Source organism: Marinobacter sp. (assembly GCF_033722195.1).
GTDB lineage: Bacteria > Pseudomonadota > Gammaproteobacteria > Pseudomonadales > Oleiphilaceae > Marinobacter.
Genome location: NZ_JAWVZL010000053.1, coordinates 1 through 20,552, shown reverse-complemented (window position 1 = coordinate 20,552; position 20,552 = coordinate 1). Strand labels below are relative to the sequence as shown.

General features: G+C 63.6%; 21 protein-coding genes. 16 read left to right on the top strand and 5 right to left on the bottom strand.

Annotation, left to right across the window (positions count from 1 at the left end; genetic code table 11):
* Positions 1-198: 198 nt before the first annotated feature.
* The 10 genes from R3280_RS10685 to R3280_RS10640 all read left to right on the top strand — a co-directional run bounded on the left by R3280_RS10685 (position 199) and on the right by R3280_RS10640 (position 9,312).
* Positions 199-903, top strand: a complete 705-nt coding sequence (locus tag R3280_RS10685) for a YggS family pyridoxal phosphate-dependent enzyme (protein ID WP_318998594.1) — start codon at positions 199-201, stop codon at positions 901-903.
* Positions 904-954: 51 nt separating this feature from the next.
* Positions 955-1,797, top strand: coding sequence for a pyrroline-5-carboxylate reductase (gene proC / locus R3280_RS10680; protein WP_318998593.1), 843 nt, complete (start codon positions 955-957; stop codon positions 1,795-1,797).
* 73 nt (positions 1,798-1,870) lie between these two features.
* On the top strand, positions 1,871-2,455 hold the full coding sequence (locus R3280_RS10675; protein ID WP_318998595.1) for a YggT family protein: 585 nt from the start codon (positions 1,871-1,873) through the stop codon (positions 2,453-2,455).
* Positions 2,456-2,702: 247 nt separating this feature from the next.
* Entirely contained in the window at positions 2,703-4,667 is a 1,965-nt protein-coding gene (locus R3280_RS10670; RefSeq protein WP_318998592.1) for a dynamin family protein, read from the top strand.
* Positions 4,668-4,816: 149 nt separating this feature from the next.
* Positions 4,817-5,965 (top strand): homoserine O-succinyltransferase MetX, encoded by a 1,149-nt coding sequence (gene metX / locus R3280_RS10665; protein WP_318998591.1) that lies wholly within the window; start codon positions 4,817-4,819, stop codon positions 5,963-5,965.
* A complete protein-coding gene (gene metW, locus R3280_RS10660) occupies positions 5,962-6,570 on the top strand; it encodes a methionine biosynthesis protein MetW (protein WP_318998590.1) in 609 nt (202 codons plus the stop codon). The genes metX and metW overlap by 4 nt, the downstream gene beginning before the upstream one ends.
* Positions 6,567-7,028: a DUF4426 domain-containing protein gene (locus R3280_RS10655; protein ID WP_318998589.1), complete on the top strand. Its 462-nt coding sequence runs from the start codon at positions 6,567-6,569 to the stop codon at positions 7,026-7,028. Before metW ends, R3280_RS10655 begins: the two co-directional genes overlap by 4 nt.
* Positions 7,015-7,632, top strand: coding sequence for an RdgB/HAM1 family non-canonical purine NTP pyrophosphatase (gene rdgB, locus R3280_RS10650; protein ID WP_318998588.1), 618 nt, complete (start codon positions 7,015-7,017; stop codon positions 7,630-7,632). The genes R3280_RS10655 and rdgB overlap by 14 nt, the downstream gene beginning before the upstream one ends.
* A 7-nt stretch (positions 7,633-7,639) precedes the next feature.
* The gene (gene hemW / locus R3280_RS10645; protein ID WP_318998587.1) at positions 7,640-8,782 is read left to right on the top strand and encodes a radical SAM family heme chaperone HemW; all 1,143 of its coding nucleotides are present in this window, start codon (positions 7,640-7,642) and stop codon (positions 8,780-8,782) included.
* A complete protein-coding gene (locus tag R3280_RS10640) occupies positions 8,782-9,312 on the top strand; it encodes a hypothetical protein (RefSeq protein ID WP_318998586.1) in 531 nt (176 codons plus the stop codon). Before hemW ends, R3280_RS10640 begins: the two co-directional genes overlap by 1 nt.
* Positions 9,313-9,358: 46 nt before the next feature.
* On the opposite strand, the gene trmB is transcribed toward R3280_RS10640, so the two are convergent.
* The 3 genes from trmB to R3280_RS10625 form a co-directional block, all read right to left on the bottom strand.
* Complete coding sequence (trmB, locus tag R3280_RS10635) at positions 9,359-10,075, bottom strand: tRNA (guanosine(46)-N7)-methyltransferase TrmB (RefSeq protein ID WP_318998585.1); 717 nt, start codon at positions 10,073-10,075, stop codon at positions 9,359-9,361.
* A 172-nt stretch (positions 10,076-10,247) separates the two neighbouring features.
* Entirely contained in the window at positions 10,248-11,777 is a 1,530-nt protein-coding gene (locus R3280_RS10630) for a YifB family Mg chelatase-like AAA ATPase (protein WP_318998584.1), read from the bottom strand.
* A gap of 40 nt (positions 11,778-11,817) precedes the next feature.
* The gene (locus tag R3280_RS10625) at positions 11,818-12,066 is read right to left on the bottom strand and encodes an accessory factor UbiK family protein (RefSeq protein ID WP_318998583.1); all 249 of its coding nucleotides are present in this window, start codon (positions 12,064-12,066) and stop codon (positions 11,818-11,820) included.
* A 413-nt stretch (positions 12,067-12,479) separates the two neighbouring features.
* Between R3280_RS10625 and glnK the strand changes: the two genes are divergently transcribed.
* Complete coding sequence (gene glnK / locus R3280_RS10620; RefSeq protein ID WP_004578958.1) at positions 12,480-12,818, top strand: P-II family nitrogen regulator; 339 nt, start codon at positions 12,480-12,482, stop codon at positions 12,816-12,818.
* A gap of 70 nt (positions 12,819-12,888) precedes the next feature.
* A complete protein-coding gene (locus R3280_RS10615; protein ID WP_318998582.1) occupies positions 12,889-14,157 on the top strand; it encodes an ammonium transporter in 1,269 nt (422 codons plus the stop codon).
* A gap of 60 nt (positions 14,158-14,217) precedes the next feature.
* Here R3280_RS10615 and speE read toward each other — a convergent pair whose 3' ends face one another.
* Positions 14,218-15,102 carry a polyamine aminopropyltransferase gene (gene speE / locus R3280_RS10610; protein WP_318998581.1) on the bottom strand — a complete coding sequence of 295 codons (885 nt, stop codon included), beginning with the start codon at positions 15,100-15,102 and terminating at the stop codon, positions 14,218-14,220.
* A 212-nt stretch (positions 15,103-15,314) separates the two neighbouring features.
* Between speE and speA the strand changes: the two genes are divergently transcribed.
* The 3 genes from speA (at position 15,315) to R3280_RS10595 (ending at position 18,614) form a co-directional block, all read left to right on the top strand.
* Entirely contained in the window at positions 15,315-17,225 is a 1,911-nt protein-coding gene (speA, locus tag R3280_RS10605; RefSeq protein ID WP_318998580.1) for a biosynthetic arginine decarboxylase, read from the top strand.
* A 130-nt stretch (positions 17,226-17,355) separates the two neighbouring features.
* On the top strand, positions 17,356-17,982 hold the full coding sequence (locus tag R3280_RS10600; protein ID WP_413468767.1) for a sigma-70 family RNA polymerase sigma factor: 627 nt from the start codon (positions 17,356-17,358) through the stop codon (positions 17,980-17,982).
* Positions 17,979-18,614, top strand: a complete 636-nt coding sequence (locus R3280_RS10595; protein WP_318998578.1) for a ChrR family anti-sigma-E factor — start codon at positions 17,979-17,981, stop codon at positions 18,612-18,614. Before R3280_RS10600 ends, R3280_RS10595 begins: the two co-directional genes overlap by 4 nt.
* A gap of 69 nt (positions 18,615-18,683) precedes the next feature.
* Here the strand turns inward: R3280_RS10595 and R3280_RS10590 are convergent, their stop codons facing one another.
* Positions 18,684-19,418 (bottom strand): SDR family NAD(P)-dependent oxidoreductase, encoded by a 735-nt coding sequence (locus R3280_RS10590; protein ID WP_318998577.1) that lies wholly within the window; start codon positions 19,416-19,418, stop codon positions 18,684-18,686.
* 171 nt (positions 19,419-19,589) lie between these two features.
* Between R3280_RS10590 and R3280_RS10585 the strand changes: the two genes are divergently transcribed.
* On the top strand, positions 19,590-20,552 hold a 963-nt coding region (locus tag R3280_RS10585; protein WP_318998576.1), incomplete at its 3' end, for an acyl-CoA dehydrogenase family protein.

Below are 20,552 nucleotides of genomic sequence, written 5' to 3'. Positions count from 1 at the left end.
CAGAGCAATCCACACTCGGCGTTGCGACTTCTTGTAAGGTCCAGACATTACTGCAAAGTCGCGCCTTGATTGTGAATCGCTCTGAAAGCCAGAGACCATCCAGGAGTCAATCAGAGGCTCCTTGTCTTGGCTTTTCAGTGGCCTGCGGGGTAACGTATCAGCGTACTACGAGGGTCCAATGAGCGCCGGATTTACGTGATGATTAGCATAGCAGACAACATCGGGGGCGTAACCCGACGCATACAAAAAGCAACATTGACGGCGGGCCGGGAGCCCGGCGCCGTGCGGCTGCTGGCGGTGAGCAAGACCCGCGGGCCGGAGGATATCCGGGCGGCGCGGGCGGCCGGCCAGACCGCTTTCGGTGAGAACTACCTGCAGGAGGCGCTGGACAAGATCGAGGCCCTGCAGGATCTGCCCGACCTGGAATGGCATTTCATCGGCCCCATCCAGTCCAACAAGACCCGCGACATCGCCAATCGCTTTGACTGGGTCCACAGCGTCGACCGCCTGAAGATCGCCCGCCGCCTCAACGACCAGCGGGACCCGGACCTGCCACCCCTGAATGTCTGCCTGCAGGTCAATATCGACGGCGAGGACACCAAATCCGGCTGCCACCCGGACGAGCTGGAGGCCCTGGCGGCGGAATTCGAGGAGCTGCCCAACCTGAGTCTGCGGGGCCTGATGGCCATCCCGGACCCGGCGCAGTCCGAGGGCGACCTGAAGCAGAGCTTCCGGGCCCTGGCCAATGCCCTCAAACACCTCAAACTCGCCCACCCCACACTGGGGCCACTGGACACACTGTCCATGGGCATGTCCGAGGACCTGGAAAGCGCCATCGCCGAGGGTGCCACCTGGGTGCGCGTCGGCAGCGCTGTATTCGGGCCCCGGCCGGCCAGGGGCTGAGGCGGCCATATACTGCTATCATCCACCCACATTCGCTAAATGGGGTTTCCCGTGAGCAAATCTCCAACCATATCCTTCATCGGTGCCGGCAACATGGCCAGCGCCATCATCGGCGGCATGCTCGAAAACGGTTTCCAGGCCGCCCGGGTCTGGGTCAGTGCGCCTGACGACAGCCACCTGCAGACCATCAAGGGCAAGTTCGGGGTCAGCGTCACCACCGACAATCGCCACTGCGCCCAGCAGGCGGACATCGTGGTGCTGGCGGTCAAGCCCCAGGTCATGCGGGAGGTCTGCGAGAACATCGCGCCGGTGGTGCAGAACACCCGCCCGCTGATCGTGTCCATCGCCGCCGGCCTGGAAGCCGGCACCCTGGACCAGTGGCTCGGCGGCGGCCTGCCCCTGGTTCGGGTCATGCCCAACACCCCTTCCCTGGTGGGCAAGGGCGCCGCCGGCCTGTTCGCCAACGACCAGGTCAACCCGCAGCAGCGCGAGCAGGTGGAATCCATCTTCAGCAGCATCGGCGTGGCGCTGTGGGTTGAACAGGAGTCCCTGCTGCATGCGGTCACCGGCCTCTCCGGCAGTGGCCCGGCCTACTTCTTCCTGATGCTGGAAGCGCTGGAAGAGGCCGCCACGGAGGCCGGCATCGAGGCCACCACCGCCCGCAAGCTGGCCATCCAGACCATGGCCGGGGCGGCCGAGATGGCCGCCCGCAGTGAACACGACCCCGCCCAGCTCAAGCGCAACGTGATGTCCCCAGGGGGCACCACCGAGCAGGCCATCAATACCTTCGAGGAAGGCGGCATGCGCAAGCTGGTGGCCCGCGCCTACCGGGCCGCCTATGACCGCTCACAGGTCATGGCCCGGGAACTGGCGGGCGACCGCACGGAAGAGTAAGTGGCCGGGGCTGGACATGGACGCCAGCCATCCCCATTATTCCATCCGATCATTCAACACGGAGTACCGCTTCATGCTGGCGCAGATCGTCATCACCACGCTTCAGATTGTCTCCACTTTTTACCTGACAATCGTATTGTTGCGCTTCCTGCTGCAGCTGGCCCGGGCCGACTTCTACAACCCCATCTCCCAATTCGTGGTGAAGGCCACCAACCCCCCGCTACGCCCCCTGCGCCGTGTCATTCCGGGCTGGGGCGGCATCGACGGCGCCTCGCTGGTGCTGGCCATCCTGGTCCAGATGGTGACATTCCTGCTGATTCTGGCAGCCCTCAATGACGGCTTCCCCAGCATCAACCCGGTCACCCTGCTGGCCTGGTCGGTGATCACCGTGCTGGGGCTGATCGTGAAGATCTATTTCTGGTCGGTGATCGCCGTGGTGATCGTGAGCTGGATCGCTCCCGGCAGCAACCATCCCGCCATCCAGCTGGTGGCCCAGATTACCGAGCCCATCATGCGCCCGGTACGTAACGTCATGCCCTCCATGGGCGGCCTGGACCTGTCCCCCATTGTGGTCTTCCTGATCCTCAATGTGATCTCGGTGGTCATCAACCACATGGCGATGGCGGCGGGTCTGGGCAGCATCGGTGTGGCGCTTTAGGTGCCGCCGTGACACAGGCCACACAAGCACAATAATTTACAATTACCCACACGCCGTTACACCGATGGCGGCATCTGCATACGATTGATTACCAAGGTTTTTTGACGTCCCCGCCCGGCCTTTGCTATACAGGTGTGTCTCTAACGTCAACAGGTTCACGGACACCCGCTCCGGGATTGCCTACTCTGAGACCAAACAACCGGGTGGCGCCGCCGCAGGGCGCCCCGCTGTACACAAGGCTGGCGCAATGAATCTGACTGGAAGTCTGTCGCAACAGGTGGAGGCGTATCACGCCTGGAAGAAGGAACTGATCCGTCAGATCAGTCGGTACCGGCTGTGGCTGCAGGACAATGACCTTTTCTCCGACGATGTCAGCAGCCGGATCCGGCGGGGGCTGGAACTGCTGATCGAAGACGAGCTCACCATCGCCTTTGTCGGCGAGTACTCCCGCGGCAAGACCGAACTCATCAACGCCCTGTTCTTCGCCGATTATGGCCAGCGCATGCTGCCGTCCCAGGCCGGGCGCACCACCATGTGCCCTACCGAACTCTTCTTCGACCGTAACGAGAACCGCAATTACCTGCTGCTGCTCCCCATCGAGACCCGTCGTGGCGAGCGCGCCCTGCAGCAGTTACGCCGGGAACCCGAACACTGGGTCCGCCATGAGCTGGACGAACACAGCCCCGAGCTGATGCGCCAGGTGCTGGCGGAAGTGGCCCGGGTCAAGAGCGTGCCGCCGGCGGAGGCCCGCGCCCTGGGCTTTCATGAAGACATGCTGGAGCATGACCGGGACAATCCCGGCCAGGTGCTGATACCGGCCTGGCGCAACGCCCAGATCAGTATTCGCCATCCCCTGTTCGAACGGGGCCTGCGCATTCTCGACACTCCCGGTCTGAATGCCCTGGGCTCGGAGCCGGAGCTCACCATCAGCATGCTGCCAAGCGCCCACGCGGTGATCTTCCTGCTCAGCGCCGATACCGGCGTCACCGCCAGCGACATGACCATCTGGCGCGAACACATTGCCACCGAGAACGCCGATCACCGCGCCGGCCGCTTTGCCGTGCTCAACAAGATCGACGTGCTCTGGGACGACCTCCAGGGCGAGATGCACACCCGGGAGTCCATCAGCCGCATCCAGCACTATACCGCCGACCACCTGGGCATCCGCCCGGCCGATGTGCTGCCGGTCTCTGCCAAGCAGGGCCTGCTGGCCCGGGTGCGCAAGGACGACGCCCTGTTCCGGCGCAGCCAGCTGCCGGAACTGGAGCGGCTGATCATCGACCGCATCCTGATGCACAAGGAACAGCTGATCACCCAGAGCCTGATCAACGACCTTCTGGGTATGCTGCAGAACAGCCAGGCCGCCATGCAGACCCGCCTGGATGCCCTGGAGGAAGAGCTGGCGGCCTGCTCCGAGGTCCATATGGACCGGGAAGCCCTGCGGCGCCTGGCGGACCGGGCCCAGCAGGACTACGATTTCTACTACAAGAAGCTCATCACCCTGCGCTCCAGCCGACGGTTGATGCAGTCCCAGGGCGAGATGCTCAAGGACCTGGTCAGCGAGAGCCGCTTCGAGGGCCATGTCGAGAAGACCCGCGAGCTGATGAAGTCGGCCTGGACCACCGCCGGCATCAGCCGGGGCATGAACCATTTCTTCGAACTGCTGGAGAGCGATCTCAGCAACCTGATGAGCGAGGGCCAGCTGGCGGAAAAAATGGTCTCCGCCATCTACCGCCGCTACAACGAGGACACCCGTGCCCGGCACCTGGAGCCGATTCCGCTGCGGGCCGGTCGCCACGTGATCGCCATCCGGGAGCTGCGCAAGAAAGCCAACCGTTTTCGCCACAATCCCCGCAACATGCTGACCGAGCAGACCCTGCTGATCCGTCGCTTCTTCAACGTCATGGTGAGCGAGGCCCGGACCCTGCACCAGCGCGTCCGCAAGGATGTGGAACGCTGGCCCGAGGAAGCGCTGCTGCCCATCATGCAGTACTCCATGGAGCAGAAGCGCCTGCTGGAGCACCAGATCCGACGCATCCGGGACATGGTCCGCAACGAGCGCGGCGCCAAGGAGGAGCGCAGCCGGCTGGAGCACACCGTGTCGGACCTGCGGCGCCAGCTGGAACTGGCGGAGAACATGCACCGCCAGATCCGCAAACCGGCCCCCACACTGATCCAGCAGAAAGTGGTCAATATTTCCGGCATCGCCTGATCGGCCCGGTGGCGCTCAAGCCCCGGTTGCAGCCGTCACGCCGCGCCTTTAAACTGCAGGGCTGTTGAAAAAAACGCCGCCGACCCCAGCACTGTCGGCTACGGCTTCGGCCACTTCACGACCGTTCGATCCAGGAACCCATCGCATCGATGCCCGAGACCCTGCCACCGGATTCCGTTGGAATCGTCAGCCCGCAGACCCTGCACTTTGACGAGCCCATAACCCTCGCCTGTGGCCGGACTCTGCCCCATTACGACCTGGTGGTGGAGACCTACGGCAGCCTGAACGCCGACGCCAGCAACGCCATCCTGATCTGTCATGCCCTCAGCGGCCATCACCACGCCGCCGGCTATCACAGCCTCGATGACCGCAAGCCGGGCTGGTGGGACAGCTGCATCGGGCCTGGCAAGCCCATCGACACCAACCGCTTTTTCGTCGTCAGCCTGAACAACCTGGGAGGCTGCAACGGCAGTACCGGCCCCAGCAGTACGGATCCGGCAACCGGCCAGCCCTACGGCCCGGATTTTCCTGTGATCACAGTCAAGGACTGGGTCCAGAGCCAGGCCCTGCTGGCGGACCGCCTCGGCATCGGGTGCTGGGCAGCGGTGGTGGGTGGCTCGCTGGGGGGCATGCAGGCCCTGCAGTGGAGTCTGACCTACCCGGACCGACTCCGGCACGCCGTGGTGATCGCCTCGACCCCGCGGCTGACGGCCCAGAACATTGCGTTCAACGAAGTCGCCCGCAAGGCCATCACCTCGGACCCCTGCTTTCACGGCGGCCGCTACTACGACGTCAACGCCATTCCCCGCGCGGGCCTGATGCTGGCCCGCATGGTGGGCCACATCACCTATCTGTCGGACGCCTCCATGGGGGAGAAGTTCGGCCGTGAACTGCGGGACCAGGCCTACAAGTTCGGCTACGACGCCGAGTTCCAGGTGGAGAGCTACCTGCGCTACCAGGGCGAACGCTTTTCCGAATCCTTCGATGCCAACACCTACCTGCTGATGACCCGCGCGCTGGATTACTTCGACCCCGCCTACGAGTTCGACAATGACCTCTCCAAGGCCCTGGCGGGGGCCACCTGCGAATACCTGGTGCTGTCCTTCAGCACCGACTGGCGCTTTACGCCGGCCCGCTCGGAGGAACTGGTGAACGCCATGATCGCAGCCCGCAAGCGGGTCAGCTACGCCGAGATCGATGCGCCCTGGGGCCACGATGCCTTCCTGATTCCCACCCCGAGGTACACCGAGGTGTTTCGCACCTATCTGGACCGGGTTGCCCGGGAGGTGGGCGCATGAGGGCCGACCTGGAAATCATCGCGCAATGGATCAAGCCCGGCAGCCACGTGCTGGACTTGGGCTGCGGCGAGGGCGTGCTGCTGGATTACCTGCAGCAGGAGAAACAGGCCACCGGCTATGGCCTGGAGATCAATCCCGACTACATCACCGCCTGCATGGGCCGCGGTGTCTCCGTCATCGAGCAGAACCTGGATACCCAGGGCCTGGGCAATTTCGAAGACCAGAGCTTCGATGTGGTGCTCATGACCCAGGCTCTGCAGGCGGTCCGGCGGCCGGACCTGGTGCTGGATGAAATGCTTCGGCTGGGACGGGAAGGCATCGTCACCTTTCCCAACTTCGCCTATTGGCGACTACGCTGGTATTTGATGCTGAAAGGCAGGATGCCCGAATCGGAAACCTTGCCGTATAAATGGTATAACACACCTAACATTCATCTTTGCACGTTCAAGGACTTCGAGGCTCTGTGTTATCGCAAGAACGTCCTAATCAAGAACCGCACGGTGGTGGATGGTGAGCATCGAGATCGCTGGCTCACCCGGCTCTGGCCCAACATGCTCGGCCAGATCGCCATCTACCGGATTGCCCGGCAGGAGGAGAACGCATGACTAGAACGATCACTGGACTTTTCACCGCCCTGATGACCGCCGCTGTGATGACCTGGACCCCGGTCGTCAGCGCCGAGTCGGTGGATTTCGGCGACTACCAGGTGCACTACAGCATTTTCTCCAGCTCGTTCCTGCGCCCGGAAATCGCCCAGCAGTACAACCTGACACGAAGCCAGTCCATTGGCGTGGTGAACATTGCGGTCATGAAAGAGGCTGAGGACGGCACCCTCAAATCGGTAGGCGCCCAGGTTGAGGGCCAGGTCTACAACGATATCCAGCAAAGCAGCTTCATGGGATTCCGCCGGGTACAGGAAGGCGAGGACATGTATTATCTGGCGCAGTTCCAGTACGCCAATGGCGAACTGATGACCTTCCAGATCACCGCCCGCCCCCAGGGCACCGATCTCGAATTGCCGATCCGCGTCACCCAGACCCTGTTCAACGATGCCCAGAACTGAGACCAGCCGGCTGGTGATCGCCAGCAACAACGCCGGCAAGTTGCGGGAGTTCCGTGACCTGCTGGCGCCGCTGGGCATCGAGCCGGTGGCGCAGCGGGAGCTGGGGGTGGATGAGGCAGAGGAGCCGGCCGTGACCTTTGTCGAGAACGCCATTCTCAAGGCCCGTCATGCCGCGGCAATCACCGGCCTGCCCGCGCTGGCCGACGACTCCGGTCTGGCGGTGGACGCCCTTGGCGGTGCCCCCGGCGTGCGCTCGGCCCGCTACGCCGGCGACAATGCCAGCGACCAGGACAACATCGACGCCCTGTTGAGTGCCCTGGCCGAGGTTCCGCCACACCAGCGTCAGGCCCAGTATCACTGCGTGCTGGTCTACCTGCGCCACGCCGAGGATCCCACCCCGCTGATCTGCCATGGCCGCTGGCAGGGAGAGATCCTGACCGCGCCCCAAGGCGAGGGCGGCTTCGGCTACGACCCGGTGTTCTGGATTCCGGAACTTGAACAGTCCGTCGCCGAACTGCCGCGGGAGCAGAAGAGCCGGCTCAGCCACCGTGGCCGTGCCCTGCGCAGCCTGATGGACCAGCTCTCTGCCACCCTCCCTGCCTGAGCCTGCGATGCCCACCGATACCCCTGCAAGGCCGCCGCTGAGCCTGTACATTCACGTGCCCTGGTGCGTGCGCAAATGCCCCTACTGCGACTTCAACTCTCACGCCGTCACCGGCGAGTTGCCGGAGCAGGCCTATCTGAAGGCCCTGGCCTCGGACCTGGAGCAGGAGGTGACGCGCGCAGGCGACCGGGAAGTCCAGACCGTGTTCATTGGCGGCGGCACGCCGTCACTGATGTCACCGGCCTTCTATCAGGAACTGTTCGAATTGCTGCGGCGCCGGCTGGCCCTGGCGGACAATGCCGAGATTACCCTTGAAGCCAACCCGGGTACGGTCGAGCAGGCCCGCTTCCGGGGATTTCGCGAGGCCGGCATCAACCGGCTGTCGCTGGGCATCCAGAGTTTTGATGCGGGCCAGCTCCGGCGCCTTGGGCGCATTCATGACGACACCGCCGCCCACCGTGCCATCGAAGCGGCGCTGGCGGCCGGCTTTGACAACTTCAATCTGGACCTGATGCACGGTCTGCCCGAGCAGACCCCGGCAGCAGCCATGGCAGACCTGGAAGCGGCCCTGCGCTGGCGGCCACCGCACCTATCCTGGTATCAGCTCACCCTGGAGCCCAACACCGAGTTCTATTCCCGCCCACCGGTACTGCCGGACGACGACCACCTTGCGGAGATCTACGATCAGGGTGCGGCACTTCTGCGGAGCCGGGGCTACAACGATTACGAGGTCTCCGCCTGGTGCCAGCCCGGGCAGGCCTCCCGTCACAACCTCAATTACTGGACCTTCGGTGACTACCTGGCGCTGGGGGCCGGCGCCCACGGCAAGGTCACCCACCCTGACGGCAGTATCGAGCGTTACTGGAAAACCCGCCAGCCGGAGGCTTACCTGCGACGCATCGACAGTTTCCAGGCCGGCAGCCAGCGGGTGAGCAGGGAGGAGCTGCCGCTGGAGTTCATGATGAACGCCTTGCGCCTGAGCGAGGGTACCGTGGAGCACCTGTACACGGAACGCACAGGTTTACCATTGGAATCCATTGCTGCAATACTTGGGGAATTGCGGCAGCAGGCCCTGCTGCATCCACACCGACTCCAGCCGACGGCCCATGGCAGACGGTATCTCAATAGCCTGTTGGAGTATTTTCTCTGATGCCGAGCCTGAAACTGCCACCGCCGCCACCGGCCCTCAAGAGGCTAGCGCTCGTCACCGCTGTTGTATTCGTCGTGCTGCTGCTGATCAACCTGGTGCTGACCAAAGACCAGGCGCCCCAGGGCATCATCAGCTTCCAGCTGGCCGGTACCGCTGAACACAGCCTGCAGATCCTGGCGGCCTGGGGTGAGGACGGTCGCTTCTGGGCAGCGCTGTCGCTGTGGATGGACTATCTGTTCCTGGTGCTCTACACCGCCACCCTGGTGGTGTTCACCAGCTACCTGCTCAGTGACCGGCCCGGCATCCGGGAGCGCAAGATCGGCGGCTGGGTCAAAGCTCTGTTCGTTGCCGCCGGGCTGGCGGACGCGGGGGAGAACACCTTCCTGCTGTACAACATGGGCAATCCCACCGACGGCCTCAGCATGGCCGCCACCGTGATGGCACTGATGAAGTTCACCGGGCTGCTTCTGGGTGGCGCCGGGCTGGTGGTGATCCGGGCGGAACGGCGCCGGCCGCTGCACACATCCTGAACGCCAGCGGCTGTATCCGTCCCAAGCGCCGGTGGCTGTATCCGTCCTAATTGGTGCGCCGGAATACCAGATCCCATACGCCATGGCCCAGGCGGGCACCGCGCTGCTCGAATTTGGTGATGGGCCGGTGCTCGGGCCGCGGGGCGAACTTGCCGTCGCCCTCGTCGTTGGCAAAGCCCTCCGAGTCGCTGAGCACCTCCATCATGTGCTCGGCATAGTTCTCCCAGTCCGTGGCCAGGTGGAAGATGCCGCCGACCCGCAGCTTGTGGCGGATGCGCTGGCAGAACTCCGGCTGCACCAGCCGGCGCTTGTGGTGCCGTTTCTTGTGCCAGGGGTCCGGGAAAAACAGCATGACGCGATCCAGGCAGGCGTCCGGCAGGCACAGATCGATGACATCATTGGCGTCGATGGCATAGATCCGCACGTTCTCCAGGCCCCGGTCCTCCACCTCCTTGAGCAGCGCACCCACCCCTGCCAGGTGAACCTCTACCCCGATGAAATCCTGCTCAGGCGCCGCTTCCGCCATGTCCGCCAGGGACTTGCCCATACCGAAACCGATCTCCAGGTTGAGCCAGGCTTCGCGGCCAAACACTTCCCGCGGGTCGATCATGCCCTGCTCCCGGGTCAGGCCGTACTTGGGCCAGCATCGTTCATAGGCCTTCTTCTGGCCCTCGGTCATGCGGCCCTGGCGCAGTACGAAACTGCGAATGCCCCGGCGGGTGGTTACGGCACCCTGGCCATTGGAATCCGAATGCTCTGTCATGACGCTCCCTTCTGGCAGTCTGGTTGGCTCTCTGGCGGACGGCCTGGAAGGCGGAAGGTTCATCACGCTCCCGACCCCTAACGGCGCCCCCTTGTGTCGGTACGTCGCCCCGGCCTGATCGGCGCAACCCGGACGCCAGTTTAACAAAGCTGGCGAGCCGATGCGCCGGGTATCAGACGGTCGGGGTTGCGGCCGGAGAGCGGGGCCGGTCGAGCTTACGATAACCCAGCGCTTCCACCAGGTGACTCTGGCCAACGCAGTCCTCACCCGCAAGGTCTGCCAGCGTACGGGCCACCCGCAGGATGCGGTGAAGGGCTCGGGCGGACAGACCGAGCCGGTCCATGGCACGGGCCAGCAGGGCCTCGCCCTGCTCGCCGGGGTGGCAGAACTGGTGCAGGGCCCTGCCCGAAAGTTGTGCATTGGCGCAGCCCCGGGCCAACTGGCGCTCACGGGCCTGTTCCACCCGTGTGCGCACCTGGACGCTGGTTTCGGTGCCGACCTCGGCCTCGGTGCCCAGCAGCACACCACCAGCCTGTACCGGTACCTCCACATGCAGGTCAAAGCGGTCCAGCAGAGGACCGGAAAGCTTGGCCTGGTAACGGCTGACCTGCTGGGGGCTGCACTGGCAGTCGATACCGGGGTGCCCCAGATAGCCGCAGGGACAGGGGTTCATGGCGGCAATCACCTGGAAGCGGGCGGGGAAGGTGAGCTGGCGGGCGGCCCGGGAGATCACGATCTCACCCGACTCCATGGGCTCGCGCAGCACCTCCAGCACCTTGCGGTCGAATTCCGGCAGCTCATCCAGAAACAGCACGCCCCGGTGCGCCAGCGAGATCTCACCCGGACGGGGGCTGCTGCCGCCGCCCACCAGCGCCACCGACGAGGCGGTATGGTGGGGCGCCCGATAGGGTGGCTGACGCCAGCGGCCATGCCGCACCGGCAGCCCCGCCACCGAGTGCACACTGGCCACCTCAAGGGCGTGCTCTGACGGCAACGGCGGCAGGATACCGGGCAGGCGGCTGGCCAGCATGCTCTTGCCGGTGCCGGGCGGGCCGAACAGCAGCAGGTTGTGGCCGCCGGCGGCAGCGATCTCCAGCGCCCGCTTGGGTACATGCTGGCCCCGCACGTCCGCCAGGTCCGGCTGGCTCTCCTCCGCGGTCTCCATCGGGCCCGGGACCACCGGCGAAAGTCTGTCTTCGCCGGTGAGATGGGCGCAGACCGCCAGCAGGTGGTCCGCCGCCAGGACGTCGTCGCCGGCGGCCAGGGAGGCCTCCTCGGCATTGGCCGCGGGAATCAGCAGAGTGCGGTCCTGGGCCCTGGCCGCCATCACGGCCGGCAGTACACCGCGCACACCCCGCAGGGCGCCATCCAGCGACAACTCACCAACGCACTCCAACGCCGCCAGGCCTTCCAGGGGAATCTGGCCGGAGGCGGCAAGAATACCCAGGGCAATGGGCAGATCGAAGCGTCCACCCTCCTTGGGCAAATCGGCGGGGGCAAGATTGATGGTGATGCGCTTGGCGGGAAACTCAAAACCGGCGTTAAGCAGCGCGCTGCGGACGCGGTCCTTGCTCTCCTTGACCCCGGTCTCCGGCAGACCAACGATGGACAGCGCGGGCAGGCCGTTGGAGAGATGGACTTCCACCGTCACCGGTGGCGCGGAAACGCCCAGGCGGGCGCGGGTATGCACTGTGGCAAGCATGACAACCTTCCTTGGTGTCGGGTGTTGGTAAAGCGGTTATTCAGCCCAGCCGGCGCTCCAGCTCGGCGACCTGTTTCTCCAGGGCCTCGACCTTTTCCCGGGTCCGCAGCAGCACGGCCTGCTGGGCGTCAAACTCTTCCCGGGTCACCAGGTCCAGTCGCGCCAGCATGGCACCGACGGTTGCCCGGGCCTGGTTCTCGAAATCCTCCCGGGCCGCCCGTGCCATGTCCGGCACGAACTGGCCAAACTGGCCCTGGAGCTGGCTGAAGAAATCCTGGGGTCCTTTCATACTGGCCTCATCGGGTAATGGCGCATTGGCGGGTTCGGGTGTGCCGGCTTGGACCAACATCGTATTCTACTGGCGCCGGCCCGGCGGCACACTTTCAGCCGGGAGTGTAACACACCGGCCCAGATGCCATACTTAGCGCCAGCGGCGGCAGACTCCGGCGGTGACAGGCCATGCTGCACTAATATGGATCATGCCGTCGCCCATTGCTCTATAATGGCGCGCCCATCCAGTGCATTCTGGAGCACGGGCGACCTACCAATCTGTTTTAAATGAATTTTTTTGCGTTGGCACACCCGATGCTTTAAGCCTCGTACGCAATCCGCACATTTGTTGTGCGAGGTGGCAGCATCCCGAACCCGATACCCGTATCTGCGGATCAGACGTATCGGGGCGGCAATACCAAGGAGAAACCAATGAAACTTGTGACAGCGATCATCAAGCCTTTCAAATTGGACGATGTCCGCGAGGCGTTATCCGAGATAGGCGTACAGGGCGTTACCGTAACCGAAGTCAAGGGTTTTGGCCGGCAGAAGGGCCACACCGAGCTTTATCGCGGCGCCGAATACGTGGTGGATTTCCTGCCCAAGGTCAAGGTGGAGGTTGCCATCGGCGACAACCTGCTGGACCAGGTCATCGAATCCATCACCAAGGCAGCCAACACCGGCAAGATCGGCGACGGCAAGATCTTCGTGACCGAACTTGAGCAGGCTATCCGGATTCGTACCGGCGAAACCGGCGAAGAAGCGGTCTGATCACCGCCTGCTAATACGGCCAGCGCAAAAAATTCGAAAACCCTGACAAGCCTCGTGCGGAGGGCTTCACATGGAAAGCAATATCTTTCAGTTGCAGTACGCTATAGATACCTTTTATTTTCTGATCTGCGGTGCATTAGTCATGTGGATGGCGGCGGGCTTTGCCATGCTGGAATCCGGACTGGTGCGCGCCAAGAACACCACCGAAATTCTTACCAAGAACGTCGCGCTCTACGCGATCTCCTGCACCATGTACATGGTCTGCGGCTACGCCATCATGTATGGCGGCAACATCTTCCTGTCCGGCATGGGTACGGTGGATTCCGCCAGCATCCTGACTGACTTCGCAGCCCGCGAGGACGGCTTCGAGGGCGGCTCCATCTACTCCGGTGCGTCCGACTTCTTCTTCCAGGTGGTGTTCGTAGCCACGGCCATGTCCATCGTCTCCGGCGCGGTAGCCGAGCGCATGAAGCTCTGGGCCTTCCTGGTCTTCGCAGTGGTCATGACCGGTTTCATCTACCCGATGGAAGGTGCCTGGACCTGGGGCGGTGCCTCCGTATTCGGCATGTATACCCTGGGCGACCTGGGCTTCAGTGACTTCGCCGGCTCCGGCATCGTTCACATGGCCGGCGCCGCGGCGGCCCTGGCCGGTGTCATCCTGCTTGGCGCCCGCAAAGGCAAGTATGGCCCGAACGGCGAGATCCGCGCCTTCCCGGGTGCCAACCTGCCGCTGGCCACCCTGGGTACCTTCATCCTTTGGATGGGCTGGTTCGGCTTCAACGGCGGCTCGGTACTGAAGCTGGGCGATATCAACAGCGCCCACGCAGTGGCCATGGTGTTCCTCAACACCAACGCAGCGGCTGCCGGCGGCGGCATCGCGGCACTCATCACCGCCCGCCTGATGTTCGGCAAGGCTGACCTGACCATGCTGCTGAACGGTGCCCTGGCCGGCCTGGTCACCATCACCGCCGAGCCGTCCACCCCGAGTGCCCTGACCGCCACCATTTTCGGCGCCCTGGGCGGTGTGCTGGTGGTGTTCAGTATCGTGACCCTGGACAAGCTGCGCCTGGACGACCCGGTCGGTGCCATCTCCGTCCACGGCGTCTGCGGTATCCTGGGCCTGCTGCTGGTGCCGGTCACCAACGGTGATGCCAGCTTCTCCGGCCAGATCATCGGCGCCCTGACCATCTTCATCTGGGTGTTCGTGGCCAGCCTGATAGTCTGGGGCATCCTCAAGGCCGTCATGGGTCTGCGGGTGACCGAGGAGGAAGAGTACGAGGGTGTGGACCTGTCCGAGTGCGGCATGGAAGCCTACCCCGAGTTCGTCAGCTCCAAGTAAGACGAACCACCAATGAAAAGGGCGCCTCCGGGCGCCCTTTTCTGTTTCGGCCAATTCAACTCAGTCGTAGGCCCGACGGGCCGGGCGCGCCTCCAGGGCATCGATCATGAACTGGGGCTGGGCCAGGGCCGCCTTGTGAATGCCTTCGTTGTAATAGCGGGTGACAAAGGGTCGCTCCGATGCGTCCGCTTCGCGGAAATACTGCAGCGGCTTGTCCTTGCCCGCCATGGTGCAGCTCCACCAGCCGGTGGGATACACAGGCTGGGGGAACGGCAGGGTCTGGACGTGGTCGAAACCGGCCTTCCTCATGTCGGCGTGGATGTCCTTGATGATGGTCTCGGTATGCAGCAGCGGCGACTCGCTCTGCTGTACCAGGATACCGCCGTCCCGCAGGGCCAGCATGCAGTCCCGGTAAAAGTCCACGGCGAACAGGCCTTCGGCCGGTCCCACCGGGTCGGTGCTGTCGACGATGATGATGTCCACGCTGCTGGGCTCGATATCCCGCATCCACTGGATGCCGTCACCAAAGAAGAAGTTGGCGCGGGGATCCTCGTTGGCCTCGCACAGCTCCGGAAAATATTTCTCGGACAGCCGGGTCACGCGCTCGTCGATCTCCACCTGCCAGGCCTCTTCCACCCCGGGGTGGCGAAGGACCTCCCTAAGGGTACCGCAGTCGCCACCGCCAATGATCACCACTTTCTTCGGCGCCTTGTGGGTGAACAGGGCCGGGTGGGTCATCATCTCATGGTAGAGAAAGTTGTCGCGGCTGGTGAGCATGACACAGCCATCCAGCACCATCAGGTTGCCGAAGGTCTCGGTCTCATAGATCTCCAGGGTCTGGAATTGACTGCGCTCCTCGTGCAGTTTGCGCTTCACCTTGAGGGAAAACGCCGTGCCCTGGTCCTGGAATACCTCGGTGAACCAACCTTCATTCAGTGCCGTCATGCCTGTCTCCAGCCGTTTGCAATGGTGTGGCGACCCGGCGTGCGGGTCCGTTCTGGCCGCTATTGTAGGTGGCAACGGGCGCGAGCTAAAGCGTTGGCCGGCGGTATTTCCGCTGCCTGGTGCCAGCAAACTTTGAGGGAACCGGCCAAAGCCATACAATGGGCGCCAACGCGCCGACAACGGTCGGCCCAGGCAACAGACAGGATGCAGCGATGATCGAACTGCCCGGCGCCAACGCCCAGAAGGTATACAATGTCCCCCACTGGAGCGACGGCTACATCGATGTCAACGCTCACGGCGATGTGCTGATCCGGCCCGACCGGGGCCGCAGCGGGGCCGACATCAACCTGCCGGAACTGAGCCGCGAACTGGTGGCCAGCGGGTTGCAGCTGCCGGTGCTGGTGCGCTTCACCGACATTCTCCACGACCGGGTCAACTCGCTCTGCTCGGCGTTCAACAAAGTGGCCGGGGAGCACGGCTACCAGGGCCGCTACACGGCGGTCTACCCCATCAAGGTCAACCAGCAGCGCCGTGTGGTGGAGGAGCTCATCCGGGCCGAGCCGGCCGCCAGCGACCAGCAGATCGGCCTGGAGGCTGGCAGCAAACCCGAGCTGATGGCGGTGCTGGCACTGGCCCGGGATACAGGTTCGGTGATTGTCTGCAACGGCTACAAGGACCGCGAGTACATCCGCCTGGCGCTGATTGGCCAGAAGCTGGGCCACCGGGTCTTCATCGTGGTGGAGAAGAAATCCGAGCTGCCGCTGATCCTGGCGGAGGCCCGCAGGCTTCAGGTCCAGCCCCTGATCGGCGTGCGCGCCCGCCTGGCTACCATCGGCAAGGGCAACTGGCAGAACACCGGCGGCGAGAAATCCAAGTTCGGCCTGTCCGCCAGCCAGATCCTGGACGTGCTGGCGCATCTTGAGCAGGCCGGCGCCCTGGCCTCCCTGCAGCTACTGCACTTCCACCTGGGCTCGCAGATTGCCAACATCCGCGATATCCAGACCGGCCTGCGGGAATGTGCCCGCTTCTACAGTGAGCTCCGCCAGCTGGGGGCGCCCATCGACACCGTCGATATCGGCGGCGGCCTGGGGGTGGACTACGAGGGCACCCGCTCCCGCAGCAGTTGCTCCATCAACTACAGCGTTCACGAATACGCCTACAACGTGATCCATACCCTGCAGGCGGAGTGCGACCGCGCCGGCATCCCCCATCCCAACCTGATCAGCGAGTCCGGCCGCGCCCTCACCGCCCACCACGCCGTGCTGGTGACCAACGTCACCGACCGGGAGACACCGGATGCCCGCAAGCCCTCGGCACCGGATGCCGATGCGCCCGCGCCCCTGCACGATCTGTGGCGGGACCACCAGAGCCTGGCGGACGAGAGCTCGCCCCGCTCCCAAGTGGAAATTTACCACGACATCCTGCACGCCATGAGCGACGTTCACGCCCAGTTCGCCCACGGCCTGCTGTCGCTGCCCCACCGGGCCGAGGCGGAGAGTCTCTATACCGCCTGCTGCCGCCTGCTGCGGGGCCAGCTCAGTGCCGGCAACCGGGCCCACCGGGAAATCATCGACGAACTCAACGAGAAGCTGGCGGAGAAACTCTTCGTCAACTTCTCCCTGTTCCAGTCGCTGCCGGATGTCTGGGGCATCGACCAGATTTTCCCGGTGATGCCGATTTCCGGCCTCAACCGCCCACTGACCCGGCGGGCGGTAATCCAGGACATCACCTGCGACTCCGACGGCCGCATCGACCGCTATGTGGAGGGCCAGGGCATGGAAACCACCCTGTCCCTGCCGGAGGAGGACCCCGACAATCCCCAGCTGGTGGGCTTCTTCATGACCGGCGCCTACCAGGAAATCCTGGGAGATCTGCACAACCTGTTCGGTGACACCCACTCGGTGGACGTGGCCCGCGCCGAGGACGGCGGTTACCGGATCGGTGAGCCCATCTACGGCGACACCGTGGCCAAGGTGCTGCGTTACGTCAATTTCGAGCCCAGCCACCTGCTCAACGCCTACCGCACCAAGTTCGCCGCCAGCGGCCTTGCGTCAGAGCTGCAGACCGAGCTGCTGGCGGATCTGGAGAACGGGCTCTCCGGCTATACCTACCTGGAGGAATGAGACCGGCAGAGGCAGCCTTAATCTTTTGCCTGAAAATGTGATGCACGAATGATCCGGGCGGTGTCCGACCCCGTAAAAGCAGACACTGACAAACCCAGGACGAGTGCATACAATGATGCAAACAAACTCAATGCAGGCAACTGTCAAGGAGCGTCCAGTGTCCACACTGGATACCAAGTCTTTGCGCGCCGAAGGCCGCAAGGATCCCTGGAGTCAAATGCTGGAAAAAGTGGGTAAGAGCCAGGATCGCCAGGCCTACCACGCACTGTTCGAGCACTTCGGTCCCCAGATCAAGTACTACGCCATGGCCAACGGTCTGGCCAGTCATGCCGAAGAGCTGGTGCAGGAGGTATTTGTCTCCATTTGGCGCCGGTCTTGCCTCTATGACTGGCGCAAGGCGGCTGCCTCAACCTGGATTTTCACCATCGCCCGGAACCAGCGCATCGACATGTTGCGCAAGATGCAGCGCACCAGCGCTGAAATGGCGGTGGAAACCGAGGATCTCTGGCAGATTCCCGGCGACAACGAAAACGAGCCTGTGACCTCACTGCATCGCCTGATGTCCGAGCGCAGAATCCGGGAGTCGCTGCAGCACTTGCCGGAAGAGCAGATCACGGTGATCGCCAAGGTCTACATGGAAAACAAGTCCCACCAGATGGTTGCCAATGAGCTCAACATTCCTCTGGGGACCGTGAAGAGCCGCGTGCGGCTGGCACTCAACAAACTGAAAGTGATTCTGCAGGATCAAAACGTATGACTCAGCACCACCCCGACAGCTTCAGCCTGATGGAGTACAGCGCGGGCAATCTTACTGAGCCCCACGCGTTGTGCATTCGTCTGCATCTGGATCAGTGCCCACACTGTCGCAGCCGTGTCGACATGCTCGACAGCCTCGGTGCCGTCATGATGGAAGCGCAACCACAGGTGAGCGTGGAAGAGACCACCTTTGACAGCATCCTGGCCCGCATCGAAGGTGAGCCCATGGCCGCGCGGGAGAAGCAGATGCCGCGCCAGGGACCGCTCCAGAAGTTGCTGGGCGAAGATCTCAATGGTCTGCCCTGGAAACGGCAACTGGGGGATGTCAGCATTCTGGACATCAGCGACCGTTTCCCAGGCCAGAGCGAACAGGTGGTGCTGCAGAAACTGACCGCGGGCGGCAAGGCCCCAGCACACACCCATCGCGGCCAGGAAACCACCATCGTGCTGCAGGGCGCCTTTGCCGACAAGAAAGGCGTTTTCAATCAGTGGGATTTCGTCGTACTGAACGAGCAGGACGAGCACAAGCCGGTGGCACTGGAAGGCGACGACTGCATCACCCTGTCGGTCCTGAGCGCGCCGGTAAAACTGACCGGCACCTTCACGCGCATGCTCAACCCGTTCATTCGCTGACCAAAGCGCTGTTGCCGTCAAGACAAAGCCCACCGGATGGTGGGCTTTTTTGTGGCTGGAGGCTGCGCCCTACCAGGGCAGATCGGTACCGTCCCAGTTGATGAAGCGGCCGTTATCCTTCTCTGTAAGCGCGAGAAAGATCTTTACCAGGTTGTTGGCGGTGTCGTCGGTATCGTGCACCTGCAGTTGCGCCAGGGACTGCTCGAAAGGGGCGCTCAGGGCGGTGCGGGTGGTGCCGGGGTGGACCGCCACACAACACACCTTCTTGGAACGTCGTGGCATCTCGATGGCCAGGTTGCGGACAAACATATTGAGTGCCGCCTTGGACGCCCGATAGGCGTACCAGCCGCCAACGCGGTTGTCCTCAAGCGATCCCACCTTGGCAGAAATGGCCATCAGGCGTTTGGATTCGCCGTGACGCAGCCAGGGCAAGAGCGCCTGCACCAGCATGGGATAGGCCAGGGCGTTGACGGTAAAGGCGTGGTTGAGGCTGGCCATGTCCAGGTCCTCCAGGCGCTTCTCCGGCTTGAGGCCCTCGCCGTGAAGCAGGCCCGCCGCGTAGATCAAACCGGAAACCTCCAGGTCGTCCGGCAGCAGATCCGCCAGCCGATTGCCGAACTGGTCCGGACTGGTGGCGTCCCAGCGCCCCAGCGTTAGCCGGCCGTCATGATCTGCCTGCCACGCCTTTTCATCCTCCGGGGCCCGGCACAGACCCCAGACCCGGATGCCCTCCTCCCTGAGCAGACGATCCGCGATCGCCCGGCCAATACCGCCGGTGGCCCCGGCCAAGACTATGTTCTGCATTGCTCCCTCCGCTGCTCAAAGAATGTGGTATCCCCCGAGGTTACGCCGCCTGTGAATAAACAGACCTGCCGGTGAACCGCGCCATTCAAACGCACGTATGAAACACACGTTGGCCTAATGCCGCACCGGGGCAACCGGTGAATGTCTCCCCTTCACAGAGCGAGTATAACCATGAAGTATCAAGCGCCTCTCAATGATATCCGGTTTCTGCTGAATGATGTTCTGGGGCTGGACAGGCTCCATGAACTGGAAAAATACGCCGACGCCACGCCGGACCTGGTGGATGCGGTCATCGAAGAGGCGGCCCGAGTGGCGGCCGAGGTCATCCAGCCCACGAACGTCGCCGGCGATCGCGAAGGCTGCCAGTACAACCCGGACACTCACGCAGTCACCACCCCGGAGAGCTTCAAATCCGCCTACCGCCAGTTCGTCGACGGTGGCTGGACCGCACTGGACGCACCACTGGAGTACGGCGGTCAGGGCCTGCCCCACACCCTGAAGTTCATCGTGGACGAGATGGTCTGCTCCACCAACCTGTCCCTGGGCATGTACCCGGGCCTTACCCACGGCGCCATCAGTGCGCTTTACCAGCACGGTTCCGACCAGCTCAAGGACATCTATCTGGAAAAACTGATCAGCGGCGAATGGACAGGCACCATGTGCCTGACCGAGCCCCAGTGCGGCACCGACCTGGGCATGATCCGCACACGCGCCACCCCCAATGACGACGGCTCCTACGCCATTGAGGGCACCAAGATCTGGATCACCGGCGGCGAGCACGACCTGGTGGACAACATCGTGCATCTGGTACTGGCCAAGCTGCCGGGCGCTCCCAACACCACCAAGGGCATTTCCCTGTTCCTGGTGCCCAAGTTCCTGCCCGACAGCAACGAGCGCAACCCGGCCTTCTGTGGCGGTCTGGAGCACAAGATGGGCATCAAGGGCTCGGCCACCTGCGTGATGAACTTCGAGGGCGCCAAGGGCTGGCTGGTGGGCGAGCCCAACGACGGCATGCGCGCCATGTTCACCATGATGAACGAGGCCCGCCTGATGGTGGGCATGCAGGGCCTGGGGCTGGCGGAAATGGCCTACCAGGAAAGCCTGGGCTTTGCCCGCGAGCGCCTGCAGAGCCGT

Excerpts from the sequence above, each read along its gene's own strand:
- speE (WP_318998581.1), bottom strand. The coding sequence starts at position 15,102 with ATGACGGCACTGAATGAAGGTTGGTTCACCGAGGTATTCCAGGACCAG.
- R3280_RS10630 (WP_318998584.1), bottom strand. The coding sequence starts at position 11,777 with ATGCTTGCCACAGTGCATACCCGCGCCCGCCTGGGCGTTTCCGCGCCA.
- R3280_RS10640 (WP_318998586.1), top strand. The coding sequence starts at position 8,782 with ATGCCGAGCCTGAAACTGCCACCGCCGCCACCGGCCCTCAAGAGGCTA.
- R3280_RS10625 (WP_318998583.1), bottom strand. The coding sequence starts at position 12,066 with ATGAAAGGACCCCAGGATTTCTTCAGCCAGCTCCAGGGCCAGTTTGGC.
- R3280_RS10675 (WP_318998595.1), top strand. The coding sequence starts at position 1,871 with ATGCTGGCGCAGATCGTCATCACCACGCTTCAGATTGTCTCCACTTTT.
- rdgB (WP_318998588.1), top strand. The coding sequence starts at position 7,015 with ATGCCCAGAACTGAGACCAGCCGGCTGGTGATCGCCAGCAACAACGCC.
- R3280_RS10590 (WP_318998577.1), bottom strand. The coding sequence starts at position 19,418 with ATGCAGAACATAGTCTTGGCCGGGGCCACCGGCGGTATTGGCCGGGCG.
- R3280_RS10595 (WP_318998578.1), top strand. The coding sequence starts at position 17,979 with ATGACTCAGCACCACCCCGACAGCTTCAGCCTGATGGAGTACAGCGCG.
- speA (WP_318998580.1), top strand. The coding sequence starts at position 15,315 with ATGATCGAACTGCCCGGCGCCAACGCCCAGAAGGTATACAATGTCCCC.
- metW (WP_318998590.1), top strand. The coding sequence starts at position 5,962 with ATGAGGGCCGACCTGGAAATCATCGCGCAATGGATCAAGCCCGGCAGC.
- trmB (WP_318998585.1), bottom strand. The coding sequence starts at position 10,075 with ATGACAGAGCATTCGGATTCCAATGGCCAGGGTGCCGTAACCACCCGC.
- R3280_RS10670 (WP_318998592.1), top strand. The coding sequence starts at position 2,703 with ATGAATCTGACTGGAAGTCTGTCGCAACAGGTGGAGGCGTATCACGCC.
- R3280_RS10655 (WP_318998589.1), top strand. The coding sequence starts at position 6,567 with ATGACTAGAACGATCACTGGACTTTTCACCGCCCTGATGACCGCCGCT.
- R3280_RS10600 (WP_413468767.1), top strand. The coding sequence starts at position 17,356 with ATGCAGGCAACTGTCAAGGAGCGTCCAGTGTCCACACTGGATACCAAG.
- glnK (WP_004578958.1), top strand. The coding sequence starts at position 12,480 with ATGAAACTTGTGACAGCGATCATCAAGCCTTTCAAATTGGACGATGTC.
- hemW (WP_318998587.1), top strand. The coding sequence starts at position 7,640 with ATGCCCACCGATACCCCTGCAAGGCCGCCGCTGAGCCTGTACATTCAC.
- R3280_RS10685 (WP_318998594.1), top strand. The coding sequence starts at position 199 with ATGATTAGCATAGCAGACAACATCGGGGGCGTAACCCGACGCATACAA.
- metX (WP_318998591.1), top strand. The coding sequence starts at position 4,817 with ATGCCCGAGACCCTGCCACCGGATTCCGTTGGAATCGTCAGCCCGCAG.
- R3280_RS10615 (WP_318998582.1), top strand. The coding sequence starts at position 12,889 with ATGGAAAGCAATATCTTTCAGTTGCAGTACGCTATAGATACCTTTTAT.